Raw genomic sequence first — 21,279 nt, forward strand, 5'->3', positions numbered from 1 at the left:
TCGTACGACGTTCCGGCCGGGCCGCCGGTAAGGTGGCCCGGTTGTCATATCTGGACGAGCGTCGAACCCGGAGATCGTGACTACTACCACCACCTCCTCCCATCACCTTTCTCCCGCCTTCCCCGGACGGGCCCCTTGGGGTACCGCGGGCAAGCTGCGCGCCTGGCAGCAGGGCGCCATGGAGAGGTACCTCCAGGAGCAGCCCCGTGACTTCCTCGCCGTCGCCACCCCCGGCGCCGGCAAGACCACCTTCGCCCTGACCCTCGCGTCCTGGCTGCTGCACCACCACGTCGTGCAGCAGGTCACCGTCGTCGCGCCCACCGAGCACCTGAAGAAGCAGTGGGCCGCCGCCGCCGCGCGGATAGGCATCAAGCTCGACCCGGACTACAGCGCCGGGCCGCTCAGCAAGGAGTACGACGGGGTCGCCATCACCTACGCCGGCGTCGGCGTACGGCCCATGCTCCACCGCAACCGCTGCGAGCAGCGCAAGACCCTCGTCATCCTCGACGAGATCCACCACGCCGGAGACTCCAAGTCCTGGGGCGAGGCCTGCCTGGAGGCGTTCGAGCCCGCCACGCGGCGCCTCGCGCTGACCGGTACGCCCTTCCGGTCCGACACCAACCCCATCCCCTTCGTCACGTACGAGGAGGGGAACGACGGCATCCGGCGCTCCTCGGCCGACTACACGTACGGCTACGGCAACGCCCTCGGCGACGGCGTCGTCCGGCCCGTCATCTTCCTCTCCTACAGCGGCAACATGCGCTGGCGCACCAAGGCCGGCGACGAGATCGCCGCCCGCCTCGGCGAGCCGATGACCAAGGACGCCGTCTCGCAGGCCTGGCGCACCGCGCTGGACGCGAAGGGCGACTGGATGCCGAACGTGCTGCGCGCCGCCGACCAGCGGCTCACCGAGGTCCGCAAGTCCATCCCCGACGCGGGCGGCCTGGTCATCGCCTCCGACCAGGACTCGGCCCGCTCCTACGCCAAACTGATCCGCGAGATCACCGGCACCAAGGCCACCGTCGTCCTCTCCGACGACACCGGCGCCTCGAACCGCATCGACGAGTTCAGCGAGAACAACGACCGCTGGATGGTCGCCGTCCGCATGGTGTCCGAGGGCGTCGACGTACCCCGCCTCTCCGTCGGCGTGTACGCGACGACGATCTCGACGCCGCTCTTCTTCGCGCAGGCCGTCGGCCGCTTCGTGCGTTCCCGCAGGCGCGGCGAGACCGCCTCCGTGTTCCTTCCCACGATCCCCAGCCTCCTCGGCTTCGCCAACGAGATGGAGGTCGAGCGCGACCACGTCCTCGACAAGCCCAAGAAGGCGGGTGAGGAGGACCCGTACGCCGAGTCCGAGAAGGAGATGGCGGAGGCGGAGCGGGAGCAGGACGAGGACACCGGCGAGCAGGACATGCTGCCCTTCGAGGCGCTGGAGTCCGACGCCGTCTTCGACCGCGTCCTCTACAACAGCGCCGAGTTCGGCATGCAGGCCCACCCCGGCAGTGCGGAGGAGCAGGACTACCTCGGCATCCCGGGCCTCCTCGAACCCGACCAGGTCCAGCTGCTGCTGCAGAAGCGCCAGGCCCGGCAGATCGCGCACAGCCGCAAGAAGCCGGACGACGAGGCGGACCTCCTGGAGCTTCCGGCCGAGCGGCGGCCTGTCGTTTCCCACAAGGAGCTGCTCGAACTGCGCAAGCAGCTCAACACGATGGTCGGCGCGTACGTCCACCAGACCGGCAAGCCCCACGGTGTGATCCACACGGAGCTGCGCCGGGTCTGCGGCGGACCGCCGAGCGCGGAGGCCACCGCCGGCCAGATCCGGGAACGGATCAAGAAGGTGCAGGAGTGGGCCACCCGGATGCGGTGACCCTCCGGTCGGCGGCCGCCCGGACGCGGTGACCCCGGTCCGCGGTCGGTGACCTCACGGTCCCGCCGCCCGCTCCCCGACGCCGCTGAGGCCCGTACGACGGCGTTCGTACGGGCCTCACTCGTGCCGCGACGGCGGAACCATCGCCGGAACCACCGGCGTGACCGGCAACGGAGACCGGCCCCCACGGTCGGCCTCCGGCGGCTTCCACGCTACGGGCACGACAAAGCCGATCTTGTCCGCCAAAGTCCCGCGAGCGACCGACGAAGGTCCCGAACCGTCTCGATACGGTCGCCGGCGCCCGGATTCTGGACGAGGTCTTCCGCTGAGCGGAGCGGGTCGCTACTGTCCCGGCTCAAAAGCAAACGCCCCGTGGCAGCGCCGCCGCGGAGCGCAGCCGGTGTACCCCTTCCTGCCGGCGGCCTCTGACGTGCGTCGCCGACGGGACCGGCGACGCAACCCCGTGAGAGTCCCGCCGCCACTCACTCCGAAGGAGAGGGCGTCGTGACCGCGGAGACCTCCCAGACGCTCGACCGGGGACTCAGAGTCCTCAAACTGCTCGCCGACACCGACCACGGCCTGACGGTCACCGAGTTGTCCAACAAACTCGGTGTCAACCGGACCGTGGTCTACCGGCTGCTCGCCACCCTCGAACAGCACGCCCTCGTCCGCCGCGACCTCGGCGGGCGCGCCCGCGTCGGCCTCGGGGTGCTGCGGCTCGGCCGCCAGGTCCACCCCCTCGTGCGGGAGGCCGCGCTGCCCGCGCTGCGCTCGCTCGCCGAGGACATAGGCGCGACCGCGCACCTCACCCTCGTCGACGGGGCGGAGGCGCTGGCCGTCGCGGTCGTCGAACCGACCTGGACCGACTACCACGTCGCCTACCGGGCCGGCTTCCGCCACCCGCTCGACCGGGGCGCGGCCGGCCGCGCCATCCTCGCCGCCCGGCAGGGCGGACTGACCGAACCCGGCTTCACCCTCACCCACGGCGAACTGGAGGCCGGCGCGAGCGGCGCCGCGGCGCCGCTCGTCGGCGTGACCGGAGTCGAGGGCAGCGTCGGCGTCGTCATGCTCGCGGACGCGGTGCCGGAACGGGTCGGGCCGCGGGTGGTGGACGCGGCCCGAGAGGTCGCGGACGCGCTGCGCTAGCGCACGCGGCACCGGGGACACGGCCCCGCCCGGCCGCGCCCCGCCCCGCCGCGGGCGGGAGCGCCCCCGGCTCAGGGGTGGGGTGGGGCCCAGTAGATTGGGGGTGTGCTCTCCCGTCTCTCTCGTCCCCGCGCGCTCGCGCTCTGCGCCCTCCCCGTCGCCGCGCTCTTCGCCGTCGTCGGGCTCGCGCCGCTGCCGTACGCGATCGCGCAGCCCGGTACGACCGTCGACGTGCTCGGTGAGGACGACGGGACGGAGGTCATCTCGATCACCGGCGCCCCGGTCCGCGTGACCCAGGGGCAGCTGCGGATGACGACGATCGTGGCGACCGGACCGTCCGCGGACGTGGACCTCGCGGACGTGGCCGACGCCTGGTTCCGTACCGACCGGGCCGTCCTGCCGCACGACTCCGTCTACCCGCCGGGGAAGTCCGACGCGGAGGTCGAGAAGTACAACCTCGGTCAGATGAAGGAGTCGCAGGACGCGGCCGCCCTCGCCGCCCTCGGCTTCCTGGACGAGGACCCCGAGCGGGTGAAGGTGGAGCTGAACCTCGCCGACATCGGCGGGCCCAGCGCCGGGCTGCTCTTCTCCCTCGGCATCGTCGACAAGCTCGACGGCGACGGTGACGGCGGGGACCTCACCGGCGGCCGGACCGTCGCCGGCACCGGCACCATCACCGCCGACGGCAAGGTCGGCGCCGTCGGTGGCGTCTCCCTCAAGACCCAGGCCGCCGCGCGGGACGGGGCCACCGTCTTCCTCGTACCGAAGGCGGAGTGCTCGGACGCCGAGGCCGAGCTGCCCAAGGGGATGCGGCTCGTCCCCGTGACCGCGCTCAGCGACGCCGTGGCGTCCCTCCGGGCTCTGGAGCAGGGGCAGGACGCGAAGGTTCCGGCCTGCTGACCTCCTCCGGCGCCGTGGCGTCCATGGTCCGCCAGGACGGGAAGACCAGCGGGGCGAGGGTGGTCAGGAAGTAGAGCCCCCCGACGCCGAGCAGTGTCGCCGTCAGGCCGACGCGCTCGACGAGGAGGCCCGCCGCCAGTCCGCCCAGCGGGGTCGTGAGCAGCACCCCCGCCGTACTGGCGCCCATGACCCGGCTGCGCAGGGCGTCGGGGACCTGTTCGTACAGGACCGTGGTCAGGATCGGGTTGAGGACCCCGACGCCGAACCCGGCCGCCGCCATCGTCACGAGCAGCGGCGCGGTGGTGTCGGTGAACGCGGCCACCACGAACGGCGGGGCGCCGCCGAGCAGGAAGCCGGCCGTGAAGACCGCCCGGCGCGGGAAGCGGTCCCCGACCGCCCCGTAGAGCAGGGCCCCGGCCAGGGCGCAGCCGCCGAAGACCGAGACGAGCAGGCCCTGTGCGGCCGGGCCGCCCAGCTCCTCCCTGGCGTGGACGGGGAGCAGCACCGCACTCCAGCTCTGGCCGAGGCCGTTGGTCACCATCACCATGACGGTGATGCCGAGCAGCAGCCGGGCGCGGAACAGGAAGGCGTACCCCTGGCGCAGGTCCGCCCGGTAGCGGGCGGGGGAGAGGCGGGGGCCGTCCCGTACGGGCTCCGCCGAGGGCACCCCGCGCAGGCCCGCGGCGACGAGCAGCGCGGAGAGGGCGAAGGTGGCCGCGTCGAGGACGAGGACCGTGTCGGCGCCCATGAAGGCGATCAGGAGGCCGGCGACCGCCGCGCCCGCCATCCGGGCCCCGCGCGACACGGCGTCGTACAGGCTGGCCGCCCGGGGGAGCGAGGTCCCGGCGCGCCGGGCGAGGTCGGGTACGAGGACGTGCCGGGCCATCTCGCCGGGCGCGTGGCACAGCCCGTTGACCGCCATCAGCGCGCACAGCATCCAGAACTCCAGGACGCCGGTGTGGTGCAGCAGCGGGATCGCGGCGAGCGCGAGCCCGCAGACCAGGTCGGAGGCGATGCTGACGCGGCGCCGCCCCAGCCGGTCGATGACCGGGCCGCCGGCGATCGCGGAGACGAGTACGGGCAGGGCGGCGCAGAAGGCGACCAGACCGGCCTTGCCGGGGCTTCCCGTGGTGTCGAGCGCGAACCACGGAACGCCGATGAGCGTGAGCGAATTGCCGGTGATGGAGACGGCGTTGGCGGTCAGGACGGTGGCCAGCGGGGTGCGGTCGTTCTTCGTCGGGTCCGTGCCGTGGCCCCCCGGCGCGGTGGGTGCGGTGTGTCCCCCCGGAGCGGTCATGCGGTCAGGGGGGCCGGGCGGCCGGTGGGCGTGGCGATGCGCAGGCCCCATTCGACCAGCTTCCAGCCGAGCTGGACGCGGAGGGCGAGGGCGGGGGCGGGCCGGTGCGGTGCGGTGCGCGACCGGGCGGCCTCGGCGGCGGCCCGGTGGAGCTCCTCGGCGCGCAGCCGGTGGAGGCGGAGGTGAAGGTCGGCGTGCATGACTCCCAGGTCCCTTCGGTCAGTTCCCGTGCTGCGGGAACGCGTGCAGATGGATCCGTACGCGCTCGGCGTCCGGCGAGTCCGCCTCCTCGACGTCCCGGTACTCCTCGATGAGGGCGTGCAGCCTCCCGTCGAGCTCGCGGAGCTTCTCGGGCGGCAGGCGCAGCGTGAAGTCGCTCATGTCGGAGGCGCCGAGCCAGCGCGGGTCCCAGTCGTGCCGGGTGCCGAGGTAGGTACTCAGCTCCTGCGTGTGGATGGTCGCGACCTCGTGGACGTAGACGTCGAGGGCGCCCCGGATCTCCGGGTCCGGGTTCCGGTAGAGCGATTCGTCGACGCTCGTGCTCTGCGGGCCGGCCTTCCACCACCGCTCCCGCCCCTTGCCGCGTGTCGGATCGTCCTGGACGAAGCCGTGGACCGCGAGCTGACGCAGGTGGTAGCTGGTCGCTCCGCTGGACTCGCCGAGCTGTGCCGCCAGTTGGGAGGCGGTGGCGGGTCCGTGGTGGCGCAGGGAGCGCAGCAGCTGGATACGGAGCGGGTGGGCGAGCCCGCGCAGGGAGCGCGGGTCCAGGGTGCGGTGGGGGAGTTCCTCGGGCTCGGGCATGGCTCGACCGTAGAGTTGCAAAGGAAGGGCTGCAAGGGGTTCTTTGCAACAGCTCCTTTGCAACTCCGGCGGCGGGGTCTCCGCCCCTCCGCCCTCCGCCCCTTCGTCCGTGGTTCGCCGTCCGCCGTCCGCCGTCCGTTCCGCCCGTCTACTCCCGCGCCGCCTGCTCCACCAGCGGGATGATCCGCAGGGGTACCGGGTTCTCCATCACGATCGCCGTGGACGCCCGGACGATGCCCTCGAAGCCGACCACCCGGTCGATCACCCGCTGGAGGTCCGCGTTCGAGCGGGCGACCAGGCGGCAGAGCATGTCGCCGTGGCCCGTCGTCGTGTGCAGTTCGAGGACCTCCGGCACCGTCGCCAGATGGCCCCGTACGTCCGCCCCCTGGCCCTGCTTGATCTCCAGCGTCGCGAAGGCCGTCACCGGGTAGCCCAGCGCCGCCGGGTCCACCTGCGGCCCGAAGCCGCGGATCACCCCGCTCGCCTGGAGCCGGTCGAGCCGTGCCTGCACCGTGCCCCGGGCCACCCCGAGCCGCCGGGAGGCCTCCAGGACGCCGATGCGCGGCTCGCGCGCGAGGAGCGCGATCAGCCGCCCGTCCAAATGATCGATCGCCACGGCGGCCTCCCCATGGTCAGGATGTACAAGTCGCCCGGTCATCCTCGCGGATAGCTGCGCAACATGACCAGGGGAACAGCGAACTCTTGCGCACCTTGCGGAACGGAGGGACATTGCTGCCATGACTGAGACCATCGATCACACCCCCTCCACGGCGCGGCAGGCCGATCCCTTCCCCGTGAAGGGAATGGACGCGGTCGTCTTCGCCGTCGGCAACGCCAAGCAGGCCGCGCACTACTACTCCACGGCCTTCGGCATGAAGCTCGTCGCCTACTCCGGACCGGAGAACGGCAGCCGCGAGACCGCCAGCTACGTCCTCACCAACGGCGCCGCCCGCTTCGTGTTCACCTCCGTCATCAAGGTCTCCACCGACCGGGGCCGCTTCCTCGCCGACCACGTCGCCGAGCACGGCGACGGCGTCGTCGACCTGGCCATCGAGGTGCCGGACGCGCGCGCCGCGTACGCCTACGCCGTCGAGCACGGCGCCACCGGCCTCACCGAGCCGCACGAGGTGAAGGACGAGAACGGCACCGTCGTCCTCGCCGCCATCGCCACGTACGGCAAGACCCGCCACACCCTCGTCGAGCGCTCCGGCTACGACGGCCCGTACCTCCCGGGCTTCGTCGCCGCGAACCCCATCGTCGAGCCCCCGGCCAAGCGCACCTTCCAGGCCATCGACCACTGCGTCGGCAACGTCGAACTCGGCAGGATGAACGACTGGGTCGGCTTCTACAACAAGGTCATGGGCTTCACGAACATGAAGGAGTTCGTGGGCGACGACATCGCGACCGAGTACTCGGCGCTGATGTCGAAGGTCGTCGCGGACGGCACCCTCAAGGTGAAGTTCCCGATCAACGAGCCGGCGATCGCGAAGAAGAAGTCGCAGATCGACGAGTACCTGGAGTTCTACGGCGGCGCCGGCGTCCAGCACATCGCCCTCGCCACCAACGACATCGTCGCCACCGTGCGCGCGATGCGGGCCGCGGGTGTCTCCTTCCTCGACACCCCCGACTCGTACTACGACACCCTCGGCGAGTGGGCCGGCGAGACCCGCGTGCCCGTCGAGACCCTGCGCGAGCTGAAGATCCTCGTCGACCGCGACGAGGACGGCTACCTGCTGCAGATCTTCACCAAGCCGGTCCAGGACCGTCCGACCGTCTTCTTCGAGATGATCGAGCGCCACGGCTCCATGGGCTTCGGCAAGGGCAACTTCAAGGCGCTGTTCGAGGCCATCGAGCGCGAGCAGGAGAAGCGCGGCAACCTCTAGCACGCGTCCGTACGGTGAGGGGCCCGGGGCCATGCTCCGGGCCCCTCACCGTGCGCCACCTACCGGGTCGGCCCGGGCGCCCGGCAGCCGCCGGGCCCGGACCGGCCCTCGGCGTCCCGGCGGGACACGGGGCTCGCCCGGGACGCCGCACACGTCCGGCCGGGCGGGGAGCCGCGAGACCCGCCGGGCGCCCGCGCTACGACTTCGAGGAGTCCGCCTGCTCCGCCTGCCCCGGCGACTCAGACGGCTTCGAGGACTCCGCGGCCCCGGACGCCCCCGCGGCCTTCCGCTGCCGCCCGGGCGAGCCCGCCGCCGCGGTCGACCGCTCCTCGGGCTCCCGGCGCAGTTCCTTCGGAAGCTCGTCCGGAGGCTCGCCCACCGCCGCCAGCGCCTTCACCGCCTTCGGCGCGAGCAGCGGCGAGAACTCGGGGTTGATCCGCAGCGCCTCCGCCAGATGACGGCGGGCCGGACCGGACTGTTCGAGGGCCCGCTCGATCTCGCCCCGGTGGTACGCGAACAGCGCGCTCCGCAGCCCCTCCTCCGTGGCCCGCTTCGCGAACTCCAGCGCCTCCTGCGGCCGGCCCGTCCGGAACAGCGCCCACCCCAGCGCGTCCGCGACCCGCACCGACCGGTGCCCCCGCGCCCACTCCGCCCGCATCCGGGTGACCGCGGCCGCCGGATCGCCGTGGTCCGCGTCGAGCAGCGCCAGGGTCACCTCACCCCGGACCCACGTGCCCGTCCGCAGGCGCGCGTACTGGGCCCGCGCCTCCCCGTCCCGGCCGAGCGACTCGTACAGCTCGCCCGCCTCCAGGACGTACTCCGGCAGCGGCAGCCGGCCCAGGGCCGCCCGCCACTCCCGCAACGCCTCGTCGGTGCGGCCGAGCGCCGTGAGCGCCCGCGCCCGGCCCGCGAGCGAGGGCCCGTGGTCCCGTACGAGCCGCAGCGCCGTCCCGTACCGCGTCAGCGCCTCCTCCGGCTCGCCCCGCTCCCACGCCAGGTCCCCGAGCCGGGCGAGCGCCGCCGCCTTCTCCGCGCCCGTCTCCGCGAGCGCCGCCGCCGCCAGGGCCGCCGCGTCGGCGTCCTCACGCCAGCCCCGGTCCCGGTAGGTCTGCGCCGCCCTGGTCCGCACCACCGCGCCCGCGTGGAGCCCCTCCAGGCCCTCCATCGCCTTCTGGGCCGCCTTGTAGTCGCCGAGACCGTTGTACGCGTCCATCAGGACCGGGTACGCGGACCAGCGGCGCGGGTCGGCCTTCCGCACCCGCTCGCCCCACTCCCTGGCCGTCTTCCAGTCGCCGCGCGCGCCCGCGAGCGCCCCCAGCCCCAGCTGCGCGTCCAGGTTGCCGCGCGCGGCGGGCTTCTCCGCGAGGGAGCGCCGCAGCGCCCGCTCGGCCCGCGGATAGTCCCGTACGTCACCGAGGCGGGTCCCGCGCTCCGTGTACGCCGCGCCCAACTCCGCCCAGGACGCCTCGTCGTCCGGGTGGGCCCGCAGCCACTTCTCCCGGTCGGTGATCAGGGCGGCCAGGTCGGGCAGCGCGGCCTGCGCGCCCGCGTGGGCCGCGATCGTCGCCCGCTCCGCGGGGCCGGGCGGGCGCGGCGGCCCCTGGCCGACCAGCTCGGGGAGGTACACCAGCGCCGTGGCCGCGAGCACCGCGCCCACTCCGGCCGCGAGGACCGTCCTCGACACGTTCTGCGTCTTCATGGCGCTCACTGTGCGCCCGCCCGCACCTGTACGAAGAGCACACGAAGCGCCCGCCCCGGCGGGTTCACACCGATGGCCCCGGGTGCCACGCTGGACGTATGGACGATCTTCTGACGCGGCTGCGCGCCGGGCTGCCCGCCGAGGCACTGCTCACCGACCCGGACGTGACCGCCTCCTACGCGAACGACATGGCGAGCTTCTGCGAGGCCGGCAGCCCCGCGGTCGTGGTGCTCCCGCGCTCCGTGGAGCAGGTCCAGCACGTCATGCGCACCGCCACCGAGCTCCGCGTCCCGGTCGTCCCCCAGGGGGCCCGTACCGGCCTCTCCGGCGGCGCCAACGCCTCCGAGGGCTGCATCGTGCTCTCCCTGGTCAAGATGGACCGGATCCTGGAGATCAACCCGGTCGACCGGATCGCCGTCGTCGAACCGGGCGTGATCAACGCCGTGCTGTCACGCGCTGTCGCCGAACACGGCCTGTACTACCCGCCGGACCCGTCCAGCTGGGAGACGTGCACCATCGGCGGGAACATCGGCACGGCCTCCGGCGGCCTGTGCTGTGTGAAGTACGGGGTGACCGCCGAGTACGTCCTCGGCCTCGACGTCGTCCTCGCCGACGGCCGCCTCCTGACCACCGGCCGCCGCACCGCCAAGGGCGTCGCCGGCTATGACCTGACCAGGCTCTTCGTCGGTTCGGAGGGCAGTCTCGGCATCGTCGTCGGGGCCGTGCTCGCCCTCAGGCCGCAGCCCCCGGCGCAGCTCGCGCTCGTCGCCGAGTTCCCCTCCGCGGCCGCCGCCTGCGCGGCCGTCTGCACGATCATGGAGCGCGGTCACACCCCGTCGCTCCTCGAACTCATGGACCGCACCACGGTCCAGGCGGTCAACAGGCTGGCGCGCATGGGGCTGCCCGACACCACCGAGGCGCTGCTCCTGTGCGCCTTCGACACCCCGGACCCGGCCGCCGACCTGGCCGCCGTCGGCGAGCTGTGCGGGGCGGCGGGGGCCACCGAGGTCGTCCCGGCCGTGGACGCCGCCGAGTCCGAACTCCTCCTCCAGGCACGCCGGCTCTCCCTCACGGCCCTGGAGACGATCAAGTCCGCGACGATGATCGACGACGTGTGCGTGCCGCGGACGCGGCTCGCGGAGATGCTCGACGGCACGGCGGCCGTCGCGGAGAAGTACGGCCTGACCATCGGCGTCTGCGCGCACGCCGGGGACGGCAACACCCATCCCGTCGTCTGCTTCGACCACACCGACGAGGACGAGTCGCGGCGCGCGCGGGAGTCCTTCGACGAGATCATGGCGCTCGGGCTCGCGCTCGGCGGCACGATCACCGGCGAACACGGCGTGGGCGTCCTCAAGAAGGAGTGGCTGGCGCGGGAGCTGGGGCCGGTCGGCCTGGAACTCCAGCGCGGGATCAAGGCGACGTTCGACCCGCTGGGCCTCCTCAACCCCGGAAAGCTCTTCTGACGTCGCACGGAGCCCTCCGGTACGGGGATCACAGCTCGCCGTCCTGAGACTCGTCCGACGGCCACGGGTCGCGCAGCCACAGCTCGTCGGTGGCCACGGTGGTCGCCAGGAGTTCGGCGAGGCCGTCGTCGATGCCGAGCCGCTCGGACTCGGTGCCCGGCGGCACCGCGCGCAGGGTCCGCTCCAGCCAGGCGGACACCTGCGCGGACGGGGCTTCGAGCAGGGCGTCGCCGTCGGGGGAGGAGAGCGCCATCAGGATGACGCCGCGCCCGTCGACCTTGGTGGGCCAGATCCGCACGTCGCCGTGCCCGCCCGCCCGGAACACGCCCTCGACCAGCAGTTCGCGCGCGAACGTCCAGTTGACCGGGTGGTCCGTGCCGATGTGGAAGGTGATGTGGACGGCGTACGGGTCGTCGGTGCGGTAGGCGAGCCGGGCGGGGACGGGGACGGCGCGCTCGGGGGAGAGCACCAGCTTCAGCTCCAGCTCGCGCTCGACGGTGGTGTTGTCGGTGTTCTGCATGGTCGTACTCCCTCTCGCGGACCGGCCCCTGGTGGGCCTTCACTGGGAGAGAGCGGGGTCCCCACGGTTCATGACGCGACTTCGGGAAGTTTTTTCGGGAAGTTTTTCCGGGCCCCTCCGGGGCAGGGATATGTATCGGCCCGAACATCACCGGGAGTGATCGATTCCGGTACGTGTCCCCCCGAAGGCGGCCTTTCTCACGGGCTCTTTGTTCCCTCGGGGACGTTCTTCGTTACTGTCCTCCTTGGGCGCGGCATGCCCGGCACGCGGCCGCGCGGTTCAAGGGCGTTGTGACTGAACGGAGTCGGGGCAGTGGCTACTCCTCCTGGAGGCGGCGAAGAGGTACCGCAGGCGGGGTACTACCCGGACCCGTCCATTCCCGGGTACATCCGGTACTGGAACGGGGGCGCCTGGGTTCCCGGTACGAGCCGGCCCGCCCCCCGGGACGGCGAGGTTCCGCCCGGCCCGCCCGCCTCGGCGATTCCGGCGGGCCCGATCCTGGCCTCCGGCCCCGCCCCGGCACCGGTCTCCGTGCGGACCGCCGAGCCGGTGCGATCCGCCGAGCCGGTGGGGTCCGCCGAGCCGGTGCGATCCGCCGGGCCCGTGGGGTCCGCCGAGCAGGCCCAGCCCGTGCGGCACCAGCAGCAGCAGAACCACCACCAGCAGCAGAACCACGAGCAGCAGCAGAGCCACCAGCAGAACCACGAGCAGCAGCAGAGCCACCAGCCGGAGCCCCAGCCCCAGCCCCAGTCCCAGCCCCGGCCCGCCCCGGAACCCGTCGGTCCTGCCGCCTCCGTACCGGCCCAGGCGCAGGCGCCCGCGCACGTGCCCGCCCAGGCCCTGCCCCAGGCCCCGTTCCAGCCCCGGGCCGTCGCAGCGGCTCCCGTTCCGGCCGTGGAGGAGACCGGGCCCGTCTTCTTCGACGAGGATCCGGTCGCCCCGGAGCCCGCCTCCGCCTGGCAGGCGGACACCTCCCGGCAGACCGGCTTCGGCGGCGACCGCGACCAGCGGGTCTCCTGGGGCGCGCCCCGGACCCCGGACCCGCGCACCCCGGCGGAGTGGCCGGTCGCCGGTGGGGGCGAACCCGCCGAGGCACAGGCCCCCGCGTCCGAACGGGCGGCGGACCCCCGGGCCACCGGGGGAGCAGCGCGACTCGGCGGGATGCCGGTCACGCCGATCCCCACGCCCGCCCCGGCGCCCCAGCAGCCCCAGCCGGCGCCCCAGCAGTCCCGGCCCGCCCCCCGGCCGGCTCCCGAGCCCGCAGCGCCCGCACCGGCCCCCGCGCCCACGCCCGCCCCCGTACACCAGGCCGCGCCCGCCCCCGTACACCAGGCGCCCGCACCGGCCCCCGCGCCCGCCACGCCCTCCTGGGCGCAGCAGTCCCAGCCCCAGGCGCAGCAGCCCCAAGGGCAGCAGCAGTCCCAGGGGCAGCAGCCCGTCGTCCCCTGGAAGCCGCCCGTCGACGACCTGTTCGTCCAGGCGGCCCGCGCACAGGCCTCCGCGCGCCCCGCCGGACTCGGCAGGCGTCTGCTCGCCCGGCTGATCGACACCGTCGTCCTGGGGGCGCTCGTCGGCGCCGCCTCCTTCCCGTTCGTGACCGCCGCCCTCGCTCACATCGACGGCAAGATCGAGGCGGCCAAGCAGTCCGGCGTCACCGTCCAGGTCTGGCTGCTGGACGGGACCACGTCCGTCCAGTTCGGCATCGCGCTGGCCGCGCTGTTCGTCATCGGCGTCCTGTACGAGGCGCTGCCCACGGCCAAGTGGGGCCGCACGCTCGGCAAGAAGCTGTGCGGGATCGAGGTGCGGGACATCGAGGCGCACCAGCCGCCGAGGTTCGGGGCGTCCCTGCGCCGCTGGCTCGTCTACAGCGTTCTGGGTCTGCTGGCCGTCGGCGTCCTCAACGTCCTGTGGTGCCTCTTCGACCGTCCCTGGCGGCAGTGCTGGCACGACAAGGCCGCCCGTACGTTCGTGGCGCGCTGACCTGGCGCGGGGGGCTGCCGGGCCCCTGATGGCGGAGGGTCCCCCGAACGGGCGGTGATTCCTTGCGCGGGCGCCGGGCCCGGGATGCACTGCCCCCATGAGCACCGATCAGCCGCCGTCCGGCCAGCCGCCCGAGGAGGACCCGTTCCTCAAGAGGCCCCAGGAGCCCCCGCCGCCCTCCGGCGGACAGCCGCCGCCGTCCGACCCGCCGCCGCCCGGGCCGCCGCCGGGAGGTCAGCCGCCGGGAGGGCCGCCGCCCGGCAGCCCGTACGGCCCCTCGGGCGGCTCCCCGTACGGCGACGGCGGCATGCCGCCGCCGCCCCCTCCTCCGTACGGGAGCGGCTACGGCAGCGGGTACGGCGGGACCGATCCGCTCTCCGGGATGCCGCCGCTCGCCGAGTCCGGCAAGCGGATCATCGCCCGGATCATCGACTGGCTGATCGTCGCGATCCCGCTGGCGATCATCGGCATCCCGTTCGACATCTACTCGCGGGCGACCGAGGACGGCAGCGACTTCGGCGACACGGTCAACAGCCTCAACGGCGGCAGCCAGCTGATCTTCCAGCTGATCACGATCGTCGCGTACGTCGCCTACGACACGGTGATGGTGGCCAAGAACGGCCAGACCCTCGGCAAGAAGTGGATGAAGCTGCGGGTCGCGATGCTCAACGACGGCTCGACGCCTCCGATGAGCCAGTCACTGCTGCGCGCGATCGTCCTGTGGCTGCCCGCGCTGATCTGCTGCGCCTGCCTGTGGCCGCTGCTCCTGCTGATCCTGATCCTGGTCGACAAGCCCTACAAGCAGGGTCTGCACGACAAGGCGGCGAAGACGGTCGTGGTCTCCGTCCCGCGGTGACCGCATCCGCCCCAGAGCGGACGAAGCGTCACGAACCGGTCCGGGTATCGGCCCCCGCGCCCACGCGCGAGGTCGCTACCCGGATCTCTTCGTTCCCGGAAGGGGGCGGGGTGGGCTCCGGAGTCTTGACGGCGGCCGTCCGCACCGGCATCGTCACCGCCACGAGCAGTCCGAGCAGCAGGCCCACGAGGCTGATCACCGTGATGCCCAGCGTCGTCGTGGTGCGCGAGAGCAGCAGCAGGGCGACGGTCGCGAGGACGACGGTGGCCGAACCGTAGGCGAGCTGTGCGGCGTTCGGACGCTGCATGACAGGTACCGCCCTCTCAGGACAACGGTTCGACTCTATGACAGTGGATGCCCGAGCGGATCGCGTGTAAGCGTGACGTAACCCACGGTGCCGGGTGCACAGGGGGCGCACGGAGTCACCCGGACGGGCAAGTGCGCCCGTCCATGCGCCTGTTGGGGTCTCCGGGGCGGCCGGGGAGGGAGGGAAGAGTGTCCGGATATCGAAATCCGGCTCCCACATAGTGCAGTTGGTCTGTGCAAGTCAAGATCTGTCTTTTCTTGTCTCCCTCCGGTCGAATGTCGTCACTTGTGACGCGCGACCCCGCCGGACGGACACCCCACCTTCGGTCCGAAGAGCGCGGGCGCCGGGGAGGACATTTCAAGTGACCAACAGACGACGGGCGATCAGAACGTCCGCAGTCGTCGTGGCGCTCGCGGCTACCGCCGCCACCGCCTCGACCTTCACCACCGCTTGGGCCGACAATCACGGCAGCGTGACGCCGGCCGACGTTCGTCACGACCCGGCGCCCGGCGCCGGCGTCGACAAGGCGGCGGTCGACCACGATCTCGAAGGCCCCTTCAGCCGGCAGCAGGAGCAGCAGCGCAAGGCTGCCCTGGAGCAGGTCCTGAGCGGCGAGTCGAAGGTCGAGCGCCGTGGCGGCTCGCAGGTCGTCAAGCTCGACAGCAAGAAGTACGTCGAGCTGGGCCGCGAGAAGACCGACAAGATCTTCACGATCCTCGTCGAGTTCGGCGACAAGGTGGACAACACCACCCTGGTCGACCGCGCCGACGACGACACGACCGAGCCGAAGCCGAAGTTCGGCGGCACGCCCGGTCCGCTGCACAACCAGATAGCCAAGCCGGACCGCAAGAACGACAACTCCACGGACTGGAAGGCCGACTACAACCGGCAGCACTTCCAGGACCTGTACTTCGGCACCGGCAAGGACGCCAAGGGGCAGGCCAAGCAGTCGCTGAAGACCTACTACGAGAAGACCTCGTCCGGCCGTTACTCGGTCGACGGCAACGTCTCCGACTGGGTCAAGGTCGAGTACAACGAGGCCCGTTACGGCTCGAACTACTGCGGCAACAGCAACTGCTCCAACGTCTGGGACGCGGTCCGCGACGGCGTCACCGCCTTCGTGGCCGACCAGAAGGCCAAGGGTCGCACCGACGCCCAGATCAAGGCCGACATGGCCCAGTACGACCTCTGGGACCGTTACGACTTCGACGGCGACGGCAACTTCAACGAGGCCGACGGCTACATCGACCACTTCCAGATCGTCCACGCGGGCGAGGACGAGTCGGCGGGCGGCGGCGCCCAGGGCGGCGACGCCCTGTGGGCCCACCGCTGGTACGCGTACGGCACCAACGCGGGCAAGACCGGCCCGGCGAACAACAAGGCCGGCGGTACGCAGATCGGTGACTCGGGCATCTGGGTCGGCGACTACACGATGCAGCCGGAGAACGGCGGCCTCGGCGTCTTCGCGCACGAGTACGGCCACGACCTCGGTCTGCCGGACCTGTACGACACCTCCGGTCGCCCGGGCGCCGAGAACTCGACCGGCTTCTGGTCGCTCATGTCCTCCGGTTCCTGGCTCGGCCGCGGCAAGGACGCCATCGGCGACCTGCCCGGCGACATGAACGCCTGGGACAAGCTGCAGCTCGGCTGGCTGAACTACACCAAGGTCGCCGACGAGGGCCGCAAGTGGAACTCCACCCACAAGCTGGGCGTGGCGGAGTACAACACCAAGAACCCGCAGGCGCTGATCGTCGAGCTGCCGAAGAAGCCGGTCACCACCGATGTCGTCGCCCCCGCCGAGGGTGCCACGCAGTGGTGGAGCAACATGGGTGACGACCTCAAGAACACCCTGACCCGCTCCGTCGACCTGACGGGCAGGACGTCCGCCTCCCTGGAGCTCCAGGGCTGGTACGACATCGAGCTCGACTACGACTACCTGTACGCCGAGGTCTCGACCGACGGCGGCGCCAACTGGACGGCCCTCGACGGCACCGCCGACGGCAAGGCCATCCCGCGCGACGCGAGCGGCGCCCCGGCGCTGACCGACGTCTCCGGCACGCACAAGAAGCTCGTCTACGGCCTCGACGCCTACGCGGGCAAGAAGTTCGACCTCCGCTTCCGCTACCAGACGGACGGCGGCGCGGGCGGCAAGGGCTTCACCGCCGACGCCATCACCGTGACCGCCGACGGCGCCCCCGTCTTCTCCGACGGCGCCGAGAACGGTGACAACGGCTGGGTCGCCAAGGGCTTCTCGCGGGTCGGCAAGGGCTTCACGAAGGAGTACGAGCAGTACTACATCGCGGAGAACCGCCAGTACGTCTCGTACGACGCCACCCTCAAGGTCGGCCCGTACAACTTCGGGTTCACCGGTGACAAGTCGAGCTGGGTCGAGCACTACCCGTACCAGAACGGCCTGCTCATCTGGAAGTGGGACCTCTCCCAGAAGGACAACAACACCGCGGTCCACCCGGGCCAGGGTCTGATCCTTCCGGTCGACGCCCACCCGACCCCGCTGAAGTGGAAGGACGGCACCCTGATGCGCAACCGCGTCCAGGCGTACGACTCCACCTTCGGCACCTACCGCACCGACGCCCTCCAGCTCCACAAGGCGGACGTCGCGACGTGGGTGAACTCCCAGAAGGGCAACCCGGTCTTCGACGACCGCAAGGGCACCTACTGGTTCCAGGAGACCGCTCGCGCCGGTGTCCAGGTAACTGACACCAACACCAAGATCGAGGTCGTCAAGGAGCCGAAGAGCGGCGAGACGATCACGGTCCGCGTGGGTCCGTCCCAGAAGTAATCAGTAAAACCGCAGGTCAAAGCATGATCGGCCGTCGCCCTCTAGCGGGCGACGGCCGATCGTGTTTAGGTGCGTCTGACGCTTTTCCTATTGACATTCGATCCACGGGGGAGTGGTTCCGCATGCCCAACGGAGGGTTCTGCAAGTTGCCGGGAGGCAGTGTGGTCGTCGCGATAGGGCTGCCGAGCCCGGCCCGCGACGGCGCCACCGTCCGCTTCCTGGTCCACGCCGCCAACCGTGCCCGCGCCCTGACCAGGCTGCGGAACCTCGGTCTCCGGGCGGTCTACCTCCGAGGCAACAGCGAGCCGCCCACCCCGGACGAGATCACCGCCGTCCTGCACCACCCGGACGGCCTGCTGTGGAGATCCACCCCGGGCGCCGCGCAGGAGCTCTGGCACCCCGTACGGTCCCTCCCCAGGGAACCCGCCGCCTGATCCGTACCTCCGTACGGGACCGGCCAGGGCCACGGGACCGCTCAGGCCACGACCGGCCTGCCGGTCAGCTCCACGCCCGCCGCCCGCAGCTCCTCCAGGGCCCGGTCCGTCGACGCCCTCGCGACGCCGGCCGTCAGATCGAGCAGCACATGGGTCCGGAAACCCTCGCGGGCCGAGTCCAGGGCCGTCGCCCGGACACAGTGGTCGGTGGCGATGCCCACCACGTCGACCTCGGTGACATCCCGCTCGCGCAGCCACTCCGCGAGCGTCCGCCCGTTCTCGTCGTGCCCCTCGAACCCGCTGTACGCCGCCGAGTACGCGCCCTTGTCGAAGACGGCGTCGATCGCCCCGCTGGCGACGGCCGGCGCGAAGTTCGGGTGGAAGCCGACCCCCTCGGTACCCGCCACGCAGTGCACCGGCCACGAGGTGAGGTAGTCCGGCTCCTCGCCCTCCGGGGCGAAGTGCGCGCCCGGGTCGACGTGGTGGTCGCGGGTGGCGACCACGTGCCGGTAGGAGGTGCCCGCCGTCTGGCCGACCAGGTCGGTGATGGCGGCGGCGACGTCCGCGCCGCCGGTCACCGCGAGGCTGCCGCCCTCGCAGAAGTCGTTCTGAACGTCCACAACGATCAATGCGCGGTGCATGGCGGGTGTCCTTAGCGCGTCGGGGAGGGGCGGGTTCGAGCCTAGAGACTTCCCTCTCCCGGTGGGAGGGGGCCGGAGGACCTACAGGTACTCCGTCGGCAGCACCGGCTCGCCCCGGGAGAGCTGGATCGCCGACATCGGCAGTCCGGAGCGGGCCGCGATGTGCCGGGACCTGGCGGCCTCCAGCGGCTCCCTGGCCACCACGTCACCGCCCTTGACCAGCTCGACCAGGAGCTGGTGGTCGGCGAGCTCCGGCGGCACCGGGCCGGTGCCCACGACCTCCGCCTCGGCCACCCCGTCCGCGTCGGGCCTGCGCGCCGCCCACTTGCGGCCACCGACCGAGGCCTTGCCGCCGAGGGACTTCTTGGCGACCGGCACCAGCGGCGCCCTGAGGTCGGCCGAGGCCGCCCGCGCCACCAGCTTGTAGACCATGGAGCAGGTCGGGTGCCCGCTGCCGGTGACCAGCTGGGTGCCCACCCCGTAGGCGTCGACCGGGGCCGCCGCCAGGGAGGCGATGGCGTACTCGTCGAGGTCGGAGGTGACGACGATCCTGGTGTCCCGCGCGCCCAGCTCGTCGAGCTGTGCCCGCACCCGGTGCGCGACGAGCAGCAGGTCGCCGGAGTCGATCCGGACCGCTCCGAGCTCGGGTCCCGCGATCTCCACGGCCGTACGGACGGCCTCGGCCACGTCATAGGTGTCGACCAGCAGGGTCGTTCCCCGCCCGAGGGTCTCGACCTGGGCCCGGAAGGCGTCCCGCTCGCTGTCGTGGAGGAGGGTGAAGGCGTGGGCGGAGGTGCCGACGGTCGGGATGCCGTAGCGGAAGCCGGCCGCCAGGTCGGAGGTGGAGTCGAAGCCGCCGACGTAGGCGGCGCGGGAGGCGGCGACGGCCGCCAGCTCGTGGGTGCGCCGGGCGCCCATCTCGATCAGTCGGCGCCCGCCGGCCACGGCCGACATGCGGGAGGCGGCGGCGGCGATCGCCGAGTCGTGGTTGAGGATGGAGAGGATCACCGTCTCCAGGAGCACGCACTCGGCGAAGGAGCCCTCGACACGCAGGACGGGCGAGCCGGGGAAGTACACCTCGCCCTCGGGGTAGCCCCAGATGTCGCCGGAGAAGCGGTAGCGGGCCAGCCATTCCAGGGTCGGCTCGTCGACGATGCCGCGTTCGCGCAGGAAGGCCAGGACGGCCGGGTCGAAGCGGAAGTTCTCGACGGCGTCCAGGACCCGGCCGACTCCGGCGAGGACGCCGTAGCGCCTGCCCTCGGGCAGCCGCCGGGTGAAGACCTCGAAGACGGAGCGCCGGTCGGCGGTGCCGGCCCGGAGGGCCGCCTGGAGCATGGTCAGCTCGTACTGGTCGGTGAAGAGCGCGGTCGACGGCACGTCCACCGGCAGCCCAAGGTCCGCAGCGTTCATGTCAGCGATGCTAGCGCAGAAATCGTCAGAGTGACGAATAGGGGGCCGGGCGGGTGACGGATCGTGGGCTGAGCGGGTGGCCCGCCCGCCCGCGCACAGGTGACCCGTTTGTGCGACGGACCCCTCGGGGTGGCAGCATGGGGTGAGTGAGCGTCGCGCCTATTGAGATCGAACGTACGGAATCGGCCGAGAAGGTATCGGCCGCCGTCGAACCGGACGTGCCGTGGGTGACCCTCGTGCACAACGATCCGGTCAACCTGATGAGCTACGTGACCTACGTCTTCCAGGCGTACTTCGGCTATTCCAAGGACAAGGCGCACAAGCTGATGCTCGACGTGCACCACAAGGGCCGCGCGGTCGTCTCCAGCGGCACCCGCGAGGAGATGGAACGCGACGTGCAGGCCATGCACGGCTACGGCCTGTGGGCGACCCTCACCCAGGACCGCGGCTGATGGCCGGCCGCTTCGAGACCCTGCCCGGCGGCGGCGCGGCCGTCTCCCTCGACGACGTCGAGATCTCCATCCTCCGCTCCCTCGCCGTCCAGCTCATGGAGCTGATCGGACCGGGCGACGAGCCCGCCGCGGACGCGGACCCGCTGGCCGCGCTCTTCGCCGAGGGCCCGAGCAAGCCGCCGTCGGACCCCGCGCTCAAGCGCCTCTTCCCCGACGCGTACGGGGACGACAGCGAGGAGCTGCGGGCGGCCGCCTCCGACTTCCGCCGCTACACCGAGAACGACCTCCGGACCCGCAAGCGGGAGGACGCCCTCGTCGTCATCCGCGTCCTGGACGGACTCTCCGCCGACGCGACGGACGAGGGCGGCGCCGTCCTGAAGCTGACCCCGGACGAGTCCCGCGCCTGGCTCGGCGCGCTCAACGACCTCCGGCTGACCATCGGGACCCGCCTTGAGGTCACCGACGAGGAGAGCGAGCAGCTGTACCGGCTGCCGGACTCCGACCCGCGCAAGCCGATGGTCATGGCGTACCTCTGGCTGGGGGCGCTCCAGGAGTCCCTCGTCGAGACCCTGATGTCGTAGCGGCCCGCGCCACCCCTCCGTGGCGAGGTGTTCGCTCAGCGGACGCTCAAATCCGGATAACGAATGCGTTATCGGAGCGTCCGCTTTGCCGTGTTGAATCCTTTTCGCCTGGCGTTTCGTGTGGCGTGCGCCACAGCCGACTCCCTCGATCGCGTCCCACCGCGTGATAAATCTTCACGACCGCTCGGGGACGCCACCCCTGTTCCCGAGGGCGCTTCGGCCGGCTGACCGCCGGTGGC

20 protein-coding genes and 1 pseudogene are annotated in these 21,279 nt (G+C 72.1%); 12 read left to right on the forward strand and 9 right to left on the reverse strand.

Features of this window, described 5'->3' with window-relative positions; genetic code table 11:
• The first annotated feature begins 76 nt into the window (after positions 1 to 76).
• The 3 genes from ACRRSS_RS04020 (at position 77) to ACRRSS_RS04030 (ending at position 3,913) form a co-directional block, all read left to right on the forward strand.
• Positions 77 to 1,867 (forward strand): DEAD/DEAH box helicase, encoded by a 1,791-nt coding sequence (locus tag ACRRSS_RS04020; protein ID WP_435969832.1) that lies wholly within the window; start codon positions 77 to 79, stop codon positions 1,865 to 1,867.
• A gap of 504 nt (positions 1,868 to 2,371) precedes the next feature.
• Positions 2,372 to 3,013 (forward strand): IclR family transcriptional regulator, encoded by a 642-nt coding sequence (locus ACRRSS_RS04025; RefSeq protein ID WP_041129456.1) that lies wholly within the window; start codon positions 2,372 to 2,374, stop codon positions 3,011 to 3,013.
• Between the two features lie 105 nt (positions 3,014 to 3,118).
• The gene (locus tag ACRRSS_RS04030; protein ID WP_435969833.1) at positions 3,119 to 3,913 is read left to right on the forward strand and encodes a S16 family serine protease; all 795 of its coding nucleotides are present in this window, start codon (positions 3,119 to 3,121) and stop codon (positions 3,911 to 3,913) included.
• On the opposite strand, the gene ACRRSS_RS04035 is transcribed toward ACRRSS_RS04030, so the two are convergent.
• The 4 genes from ACRRSS_RS04035 to ACRRSS_RS04050 all read right to left on the reverse strand — a co-directional run bounded on the left by ACRRSS_RS04035 (position 3,846) and on the right by ACRRSS_RS04050 (position 6,627).
• Positions 3,846 to 5,210 carry an MFS transporter gene (locus ACRRSS_RS04035; protein WP_435969834.1) on the reverse strand — a complete coding sequence of 455 codons (1,365 nt, stop codon included), beginning with the start codon at positions 5,208 to 5,210 and terminating at the stop codon, positions 3,846 to 3,848. The genes ACRRSS_RS04030 and ACRRSS_RS04035 overlap by 68 nt on opposite strands.
• A complete protein-coding gene (locus ACRRSS_RS04040) occupies positions 5,207 to 5,410 on the reverse strand; it encodes a hypothetical protein (RefSeq protein ID WP_435969835.1) in 204 nt (67 codons plus the stop codon). The genes ACRRSS_RS04035 and ACRRSS_RS04040 overlap by 4 nt, the downstream gene beginning before the upstream one ends.
• A 19-nt stretch (positions 5,411 to 5,429) precedes the next feature.
• On the reverse strand, positions 5,430 to 6,011 hold the full coding sequence (locus ACRRSS_RS04045) for an ArsR/SmtB family transcription factor (protein WP_435969836.1): 582 nt from the start codon (positions 6,009 to 6,011) through the stop codon (positions 5,430 to 5,432).
• Between the two features lie 148 nt (positions 6,012 to 6,159).
• Positions 6,160 to 6,627, reverse strand: coding sequence for an Lrp/AsnC family transcriptional regulator (locus tag ACRRSS_RS04050; RefSeq protein ID WP_351898464.1), 468 nt, complete (start codon positions 6,625 to 6,627; stop codon positions 6,160 to 6,162).
• A gap of 121 nt (positions 6,628 to 6,748) precedes the next feature.
• Here ACRRSS_RS04050 and hppD point away from each other — a divergent pair, with 121 nt between their 5' ends.
• Complete coding sequence (gene hppD / locus ACRRSS_RS04055; protein WP_435969837.1) at positions 6,749 to 7,894, forward strand: 4-hydroxyphenylpyruvate dioxygenase; 1,146 nt, start codon at positions 6,749 to 6,751, stop codon at positions 7,892 to 7,894.
• Positions 7,895 to 8,090: 196 nt separating this feature from the next.
• Here the strand turns inward: hppD and ACRRSS_RS04060 are convergent, their stop codons facing one another.
• Complete coding sequence (locus tag ACRRSS_RS04060) at positions 8,091 to 9,593, reverse strand: tetratricopeptide repeat protein (protein ID WP_435969838.1); 1,503 nt, start codon at positions 9,591 to 9,593, stop codon at positions 8,091 to 8,093.
• A gap of 98 nt (positions 9,594 to 9,691) precedes the next feature.
• On the opposite strand from ACRRSS_RS04060, the gene ACRRSS_RS04065 reads away from it, so the two are divergent.
• Complete coding sequence (locus ACRRSS_RS04065) at positions 9,692 to 11,059, forward strand: FAD-binding oxidoreductase (RefSeq protein WP_435969839.1); 1,368 nt, start codon at positions 9,692 to 9,694, stop codon at positions 11,057 to 11,059.
• A gap of 28 nt (positions 11,060 to 11,087) precedes the next feature.
• Here ACRRSS_RS04065 and ACRRSS_RS04070 read toward each other — a convergent pair whose 3' ends face one another.
• Complete coding sequence (locus tag ACRRSS_RS04070) at positions 11,088 to 11,579, reverse strand: SsgA family sporulation/cell division regulator (RefSeq protein ID WP_435969840.1); 492 nt, start codon at positions 11,577 to 11,579, stop codon at positions 11,088 to 11,090.
• A 312-nt stretch (positions 11,580 to 11,891) separates the two neighbouring features.
• Here ACRRSS_RS04070 and ACRRSS_RS04075 point away from each other — a divergent pair.
• From ACRRSS_RS04075 to ACRRSS_RS04085, 3 genes and pseudogenes are all read left to right on the forward strand, one after another.
• Positions 11,892 to 12,011, forward strand: a pseudogene (locus ACRRSS_RS04075) (DUF2510 domain-containing protein); the annotation flags it as partial.
• A 462-nt stretch (positions 12,012 to 12,473) separates the two neighbouring features.
• Positions 12,474 to 13,559: an RDD family protein gene (locus tag ACRRSS_RS04080; protein WP_435975246.1), complete on the forward strand. Its 1,086-nt coding sequence runs from the start codon at positions 12,474 to 12,476 to the stop codon at positions 13,557 to 13,559.
• A gap of 97 nt (positions 13,560 to 13,656) precedes the next feature.
• Positions 13,657 to 14,415: an RDD family protein gene (locus ACRRSS_RS04085; RefSeq protein WP_435969841.1), complete on the forward strand. Its 759-nt coding sequence runs from the start codon at positions 13,657 to 13,659 to the stop codon at positions 14,413 to 14,415.
• A 28-nt stretch (positions 14,416 to 14,443) separates the two neighbouring features.
• Here ACRRSS_RS04085 and ACRRSS_RS04090 read toward each other — a convergent pair whose 3' ends face one another.
• Positions 14,444 to 14,722: a hypothetical protein gene (locus ACRRSS_RS04090; RefSeq protein WP_435969842.1), complete on the reverse strand. Its 279-nt coding sequence runs from the start codon at positions 14,720 to 14,722 to the stop codon at positions 14,444 to 14,446.
• A gap of 361 nt (positions 14,723 to 15,083) precedes the next feature.
• On the opposite strand from ACRRSS_RS04090, the gene ACRRSS_RS04095 reads away from it, so the two are divergent.
• The gene (locus ACRRSS_RS04095; RefSeq protein WP_435969843.1) at positions 15,084 to 17,522 is read left to right on the forward strand and encodes an immune inhibitor A domain-containing protein; all 2,439 of its coding nucleotides are present in this window, start codon (positions 15,084 to 15,086) and stop codon (positions 17,520 to 17,522) included.
• 122 nt (positions 17,523 to 17,644) lie between these two features.
• Entirely contained in the window at positions 17,645 to 17,956 is a 312-nt protein-coding gene (locus ACRRSS_RS04100) for a hypothetical protein (protein ID WP_015033879.1), read from the forward strand.
• 41 nt (positions 17,957 to 17,997) lie between these two features.
• Here ACRRSS_RS04100 and ACRRSS_RS04105 read toward each other — a convergent pair whose 3' ends face one another.
• Positions 17,998 to 18,597 carry an isochorismatase family protein gene (locus ACRRSS_RS04105; protein ID WP_435969844.1) on the reverse strand — a complete coding sequence of 200 codons (600 nt, stop codon included), beginning with the start codon at positions 18,595 to 18,597 and terminating at the stop codon, positions 17,998 to 18,000.
• A gap of 81 nt (positions 18,598 to 18,678) precedes the next feature.
• Positions 18,679 to 20,007 carry a nicotinate phosphoribosyltransferase gene (locus tag ACRRSS_RS04110; protein ID WP_435969845.1) on the reverse strand — a complete coding sequence of 443 codons (1,329 nt, stop codon included), beginning with the start codon at positions 20,005 to 20,007 and terminating at the stop codon, positions 18,679 to 18,681.
• A 146-nt stretch (positions 20,008 to 20,153) separates the two neighbouring features.
• Here ACRRSS_RS04110 and clpS point away from each other — a divergent pair, with 146 nt between their 5' ends.
• The gene (clpS, locus tag ACRRSS_RS04115; protein WP_435969846.1) at positions 20,154 to 20,459 is read left to right on the forward strand and encodes an ATP-dependent Clp protease adapter ClpS; all 306 of its coding nucleotides are present in this window, start codon (positions 20,154 to 20,156) and stop codon (positions 20,457 to 20,459) included.
• Positions 20,459 to 21,040 (forward strand): DUF2017 domain-containing protein, encoded by a 582-nt coding sequence (locus ACRRSS_RS04120; protein WP_435969847.1) that lies wholly within the window; start codon positions 20,459 to 20,461, stop codon positions 21,038 to 21,040. The genes clpS and ACRRSS_RS04120 overlap by 1 nt, the downstream gene beginning before the upstream one ends.
• Positions 21,041 to 21,279: the final 239 nt, after the last annotated feature.

The organism is Streptomyces sp. Qhu_M48 (assembly GCF_051305195.1).
Taxonomy (GTDB): domain Bacteria; phylum Actinomycetota; class Actinomycetes; order Streptomycetales; family Streptomycetaceae; genus Streptomyces.

Bases quoted from the DNA above. Each gene is read 5' to 3' on its own strand.
- ACRRSS_RS04070 (WP_435969840.1), bottom strand. From the start codon at position 11,579: ATGCAGAACACCGACAACACCACCGTCGAGCGCGAGCTGGAGCTGAAG.
- ACRRSS_RS04100 (WP_015033879.1), top strand. From the start codon at position 17,645: ATGCCCAACGGAGGGTTCTGCAAGTTGCCGGGAGGCAGTGTGGTCGTC.
- ACRRSS_RS04065 (WP_435969839.1), top strand. From the start codon at position 9,692: ATGGACGATCTTCTGACGCGGCTGCGCGCCGGGCTGCCCGCCGAGGCA.
- ACRRSS_RS04105 (WP_435969844.1), bottom strand. From the start codon at position 18,597: ATGCACCGCGCATTGATCGTTGTGGACGTTCAGAACGACTTCTGCGAG.
- ACRRSS_RS04120 (WP_435969847.1), top strand. From the start codon at position 20,459: ATGGCCGGCCGCTTCGAGACCCTGCCCGGCGGCGGCGCGGCCGTCTCC.
- ACRRSS_RS04085 (WP_435969841.1), top strand. From the start codon at position 13,657: ATGAGCACCGATCAGCCGCCGTCCGGCCAGCCGCCCGAGGAGGACCCG.
- ACRRSS_RS04045 (WP_435969836.1), bottom strand. From the start codon at position 6,011: ATGCCCGAGCCCGAGGAACTCCCCCACCGCACCCTGGACCCGCGCTCC.
- ACRRSS_RS04060 (WP_435969838.1), bottom strand. From the start codon at position 9,593: ATGAAGACGCAGAACGTGTCGAGGACGGTCCTCGCGGCCGGAGTGGGC.
- ACRRSS_RS04090 (WP_435969842.1), bottom strand. From the start codon at position 14,722: ATGCAGCGTCCGAACGCCGCACAGCTCGCCTACGGTTCGGCCACCGTC.
- ACRRSS_RS04040 (WP_435969835.1), bottom strand. From the start codon at position 5,410: ATGCACGCCGACCTTCACCTCCGCCTCCACCGGCTGCGCGCCGAGGAG.
- hppD (WP_435969837.1), top strand. From the start codon at position 6,749: ATGACTGAGACCATCGATCACACCCCCTCCACGGCGCGGCAGGCCGAT.
- ACRRSS_RS04110 (WP_435969845.1), bottom strand. From the start codon at position 20,007: ATGAACGCTGCGGACCTTGGGCTGCCGGTGGACGTGCCGTCGACCGCG.
- ACRRSS_RS04035 (WP_435969834.1), bottom strand. From the start codon at position 5,210: ATGACCGCTCCGGGGGGACACACCGCACCCACCGCGCCGGGGGGCCAC.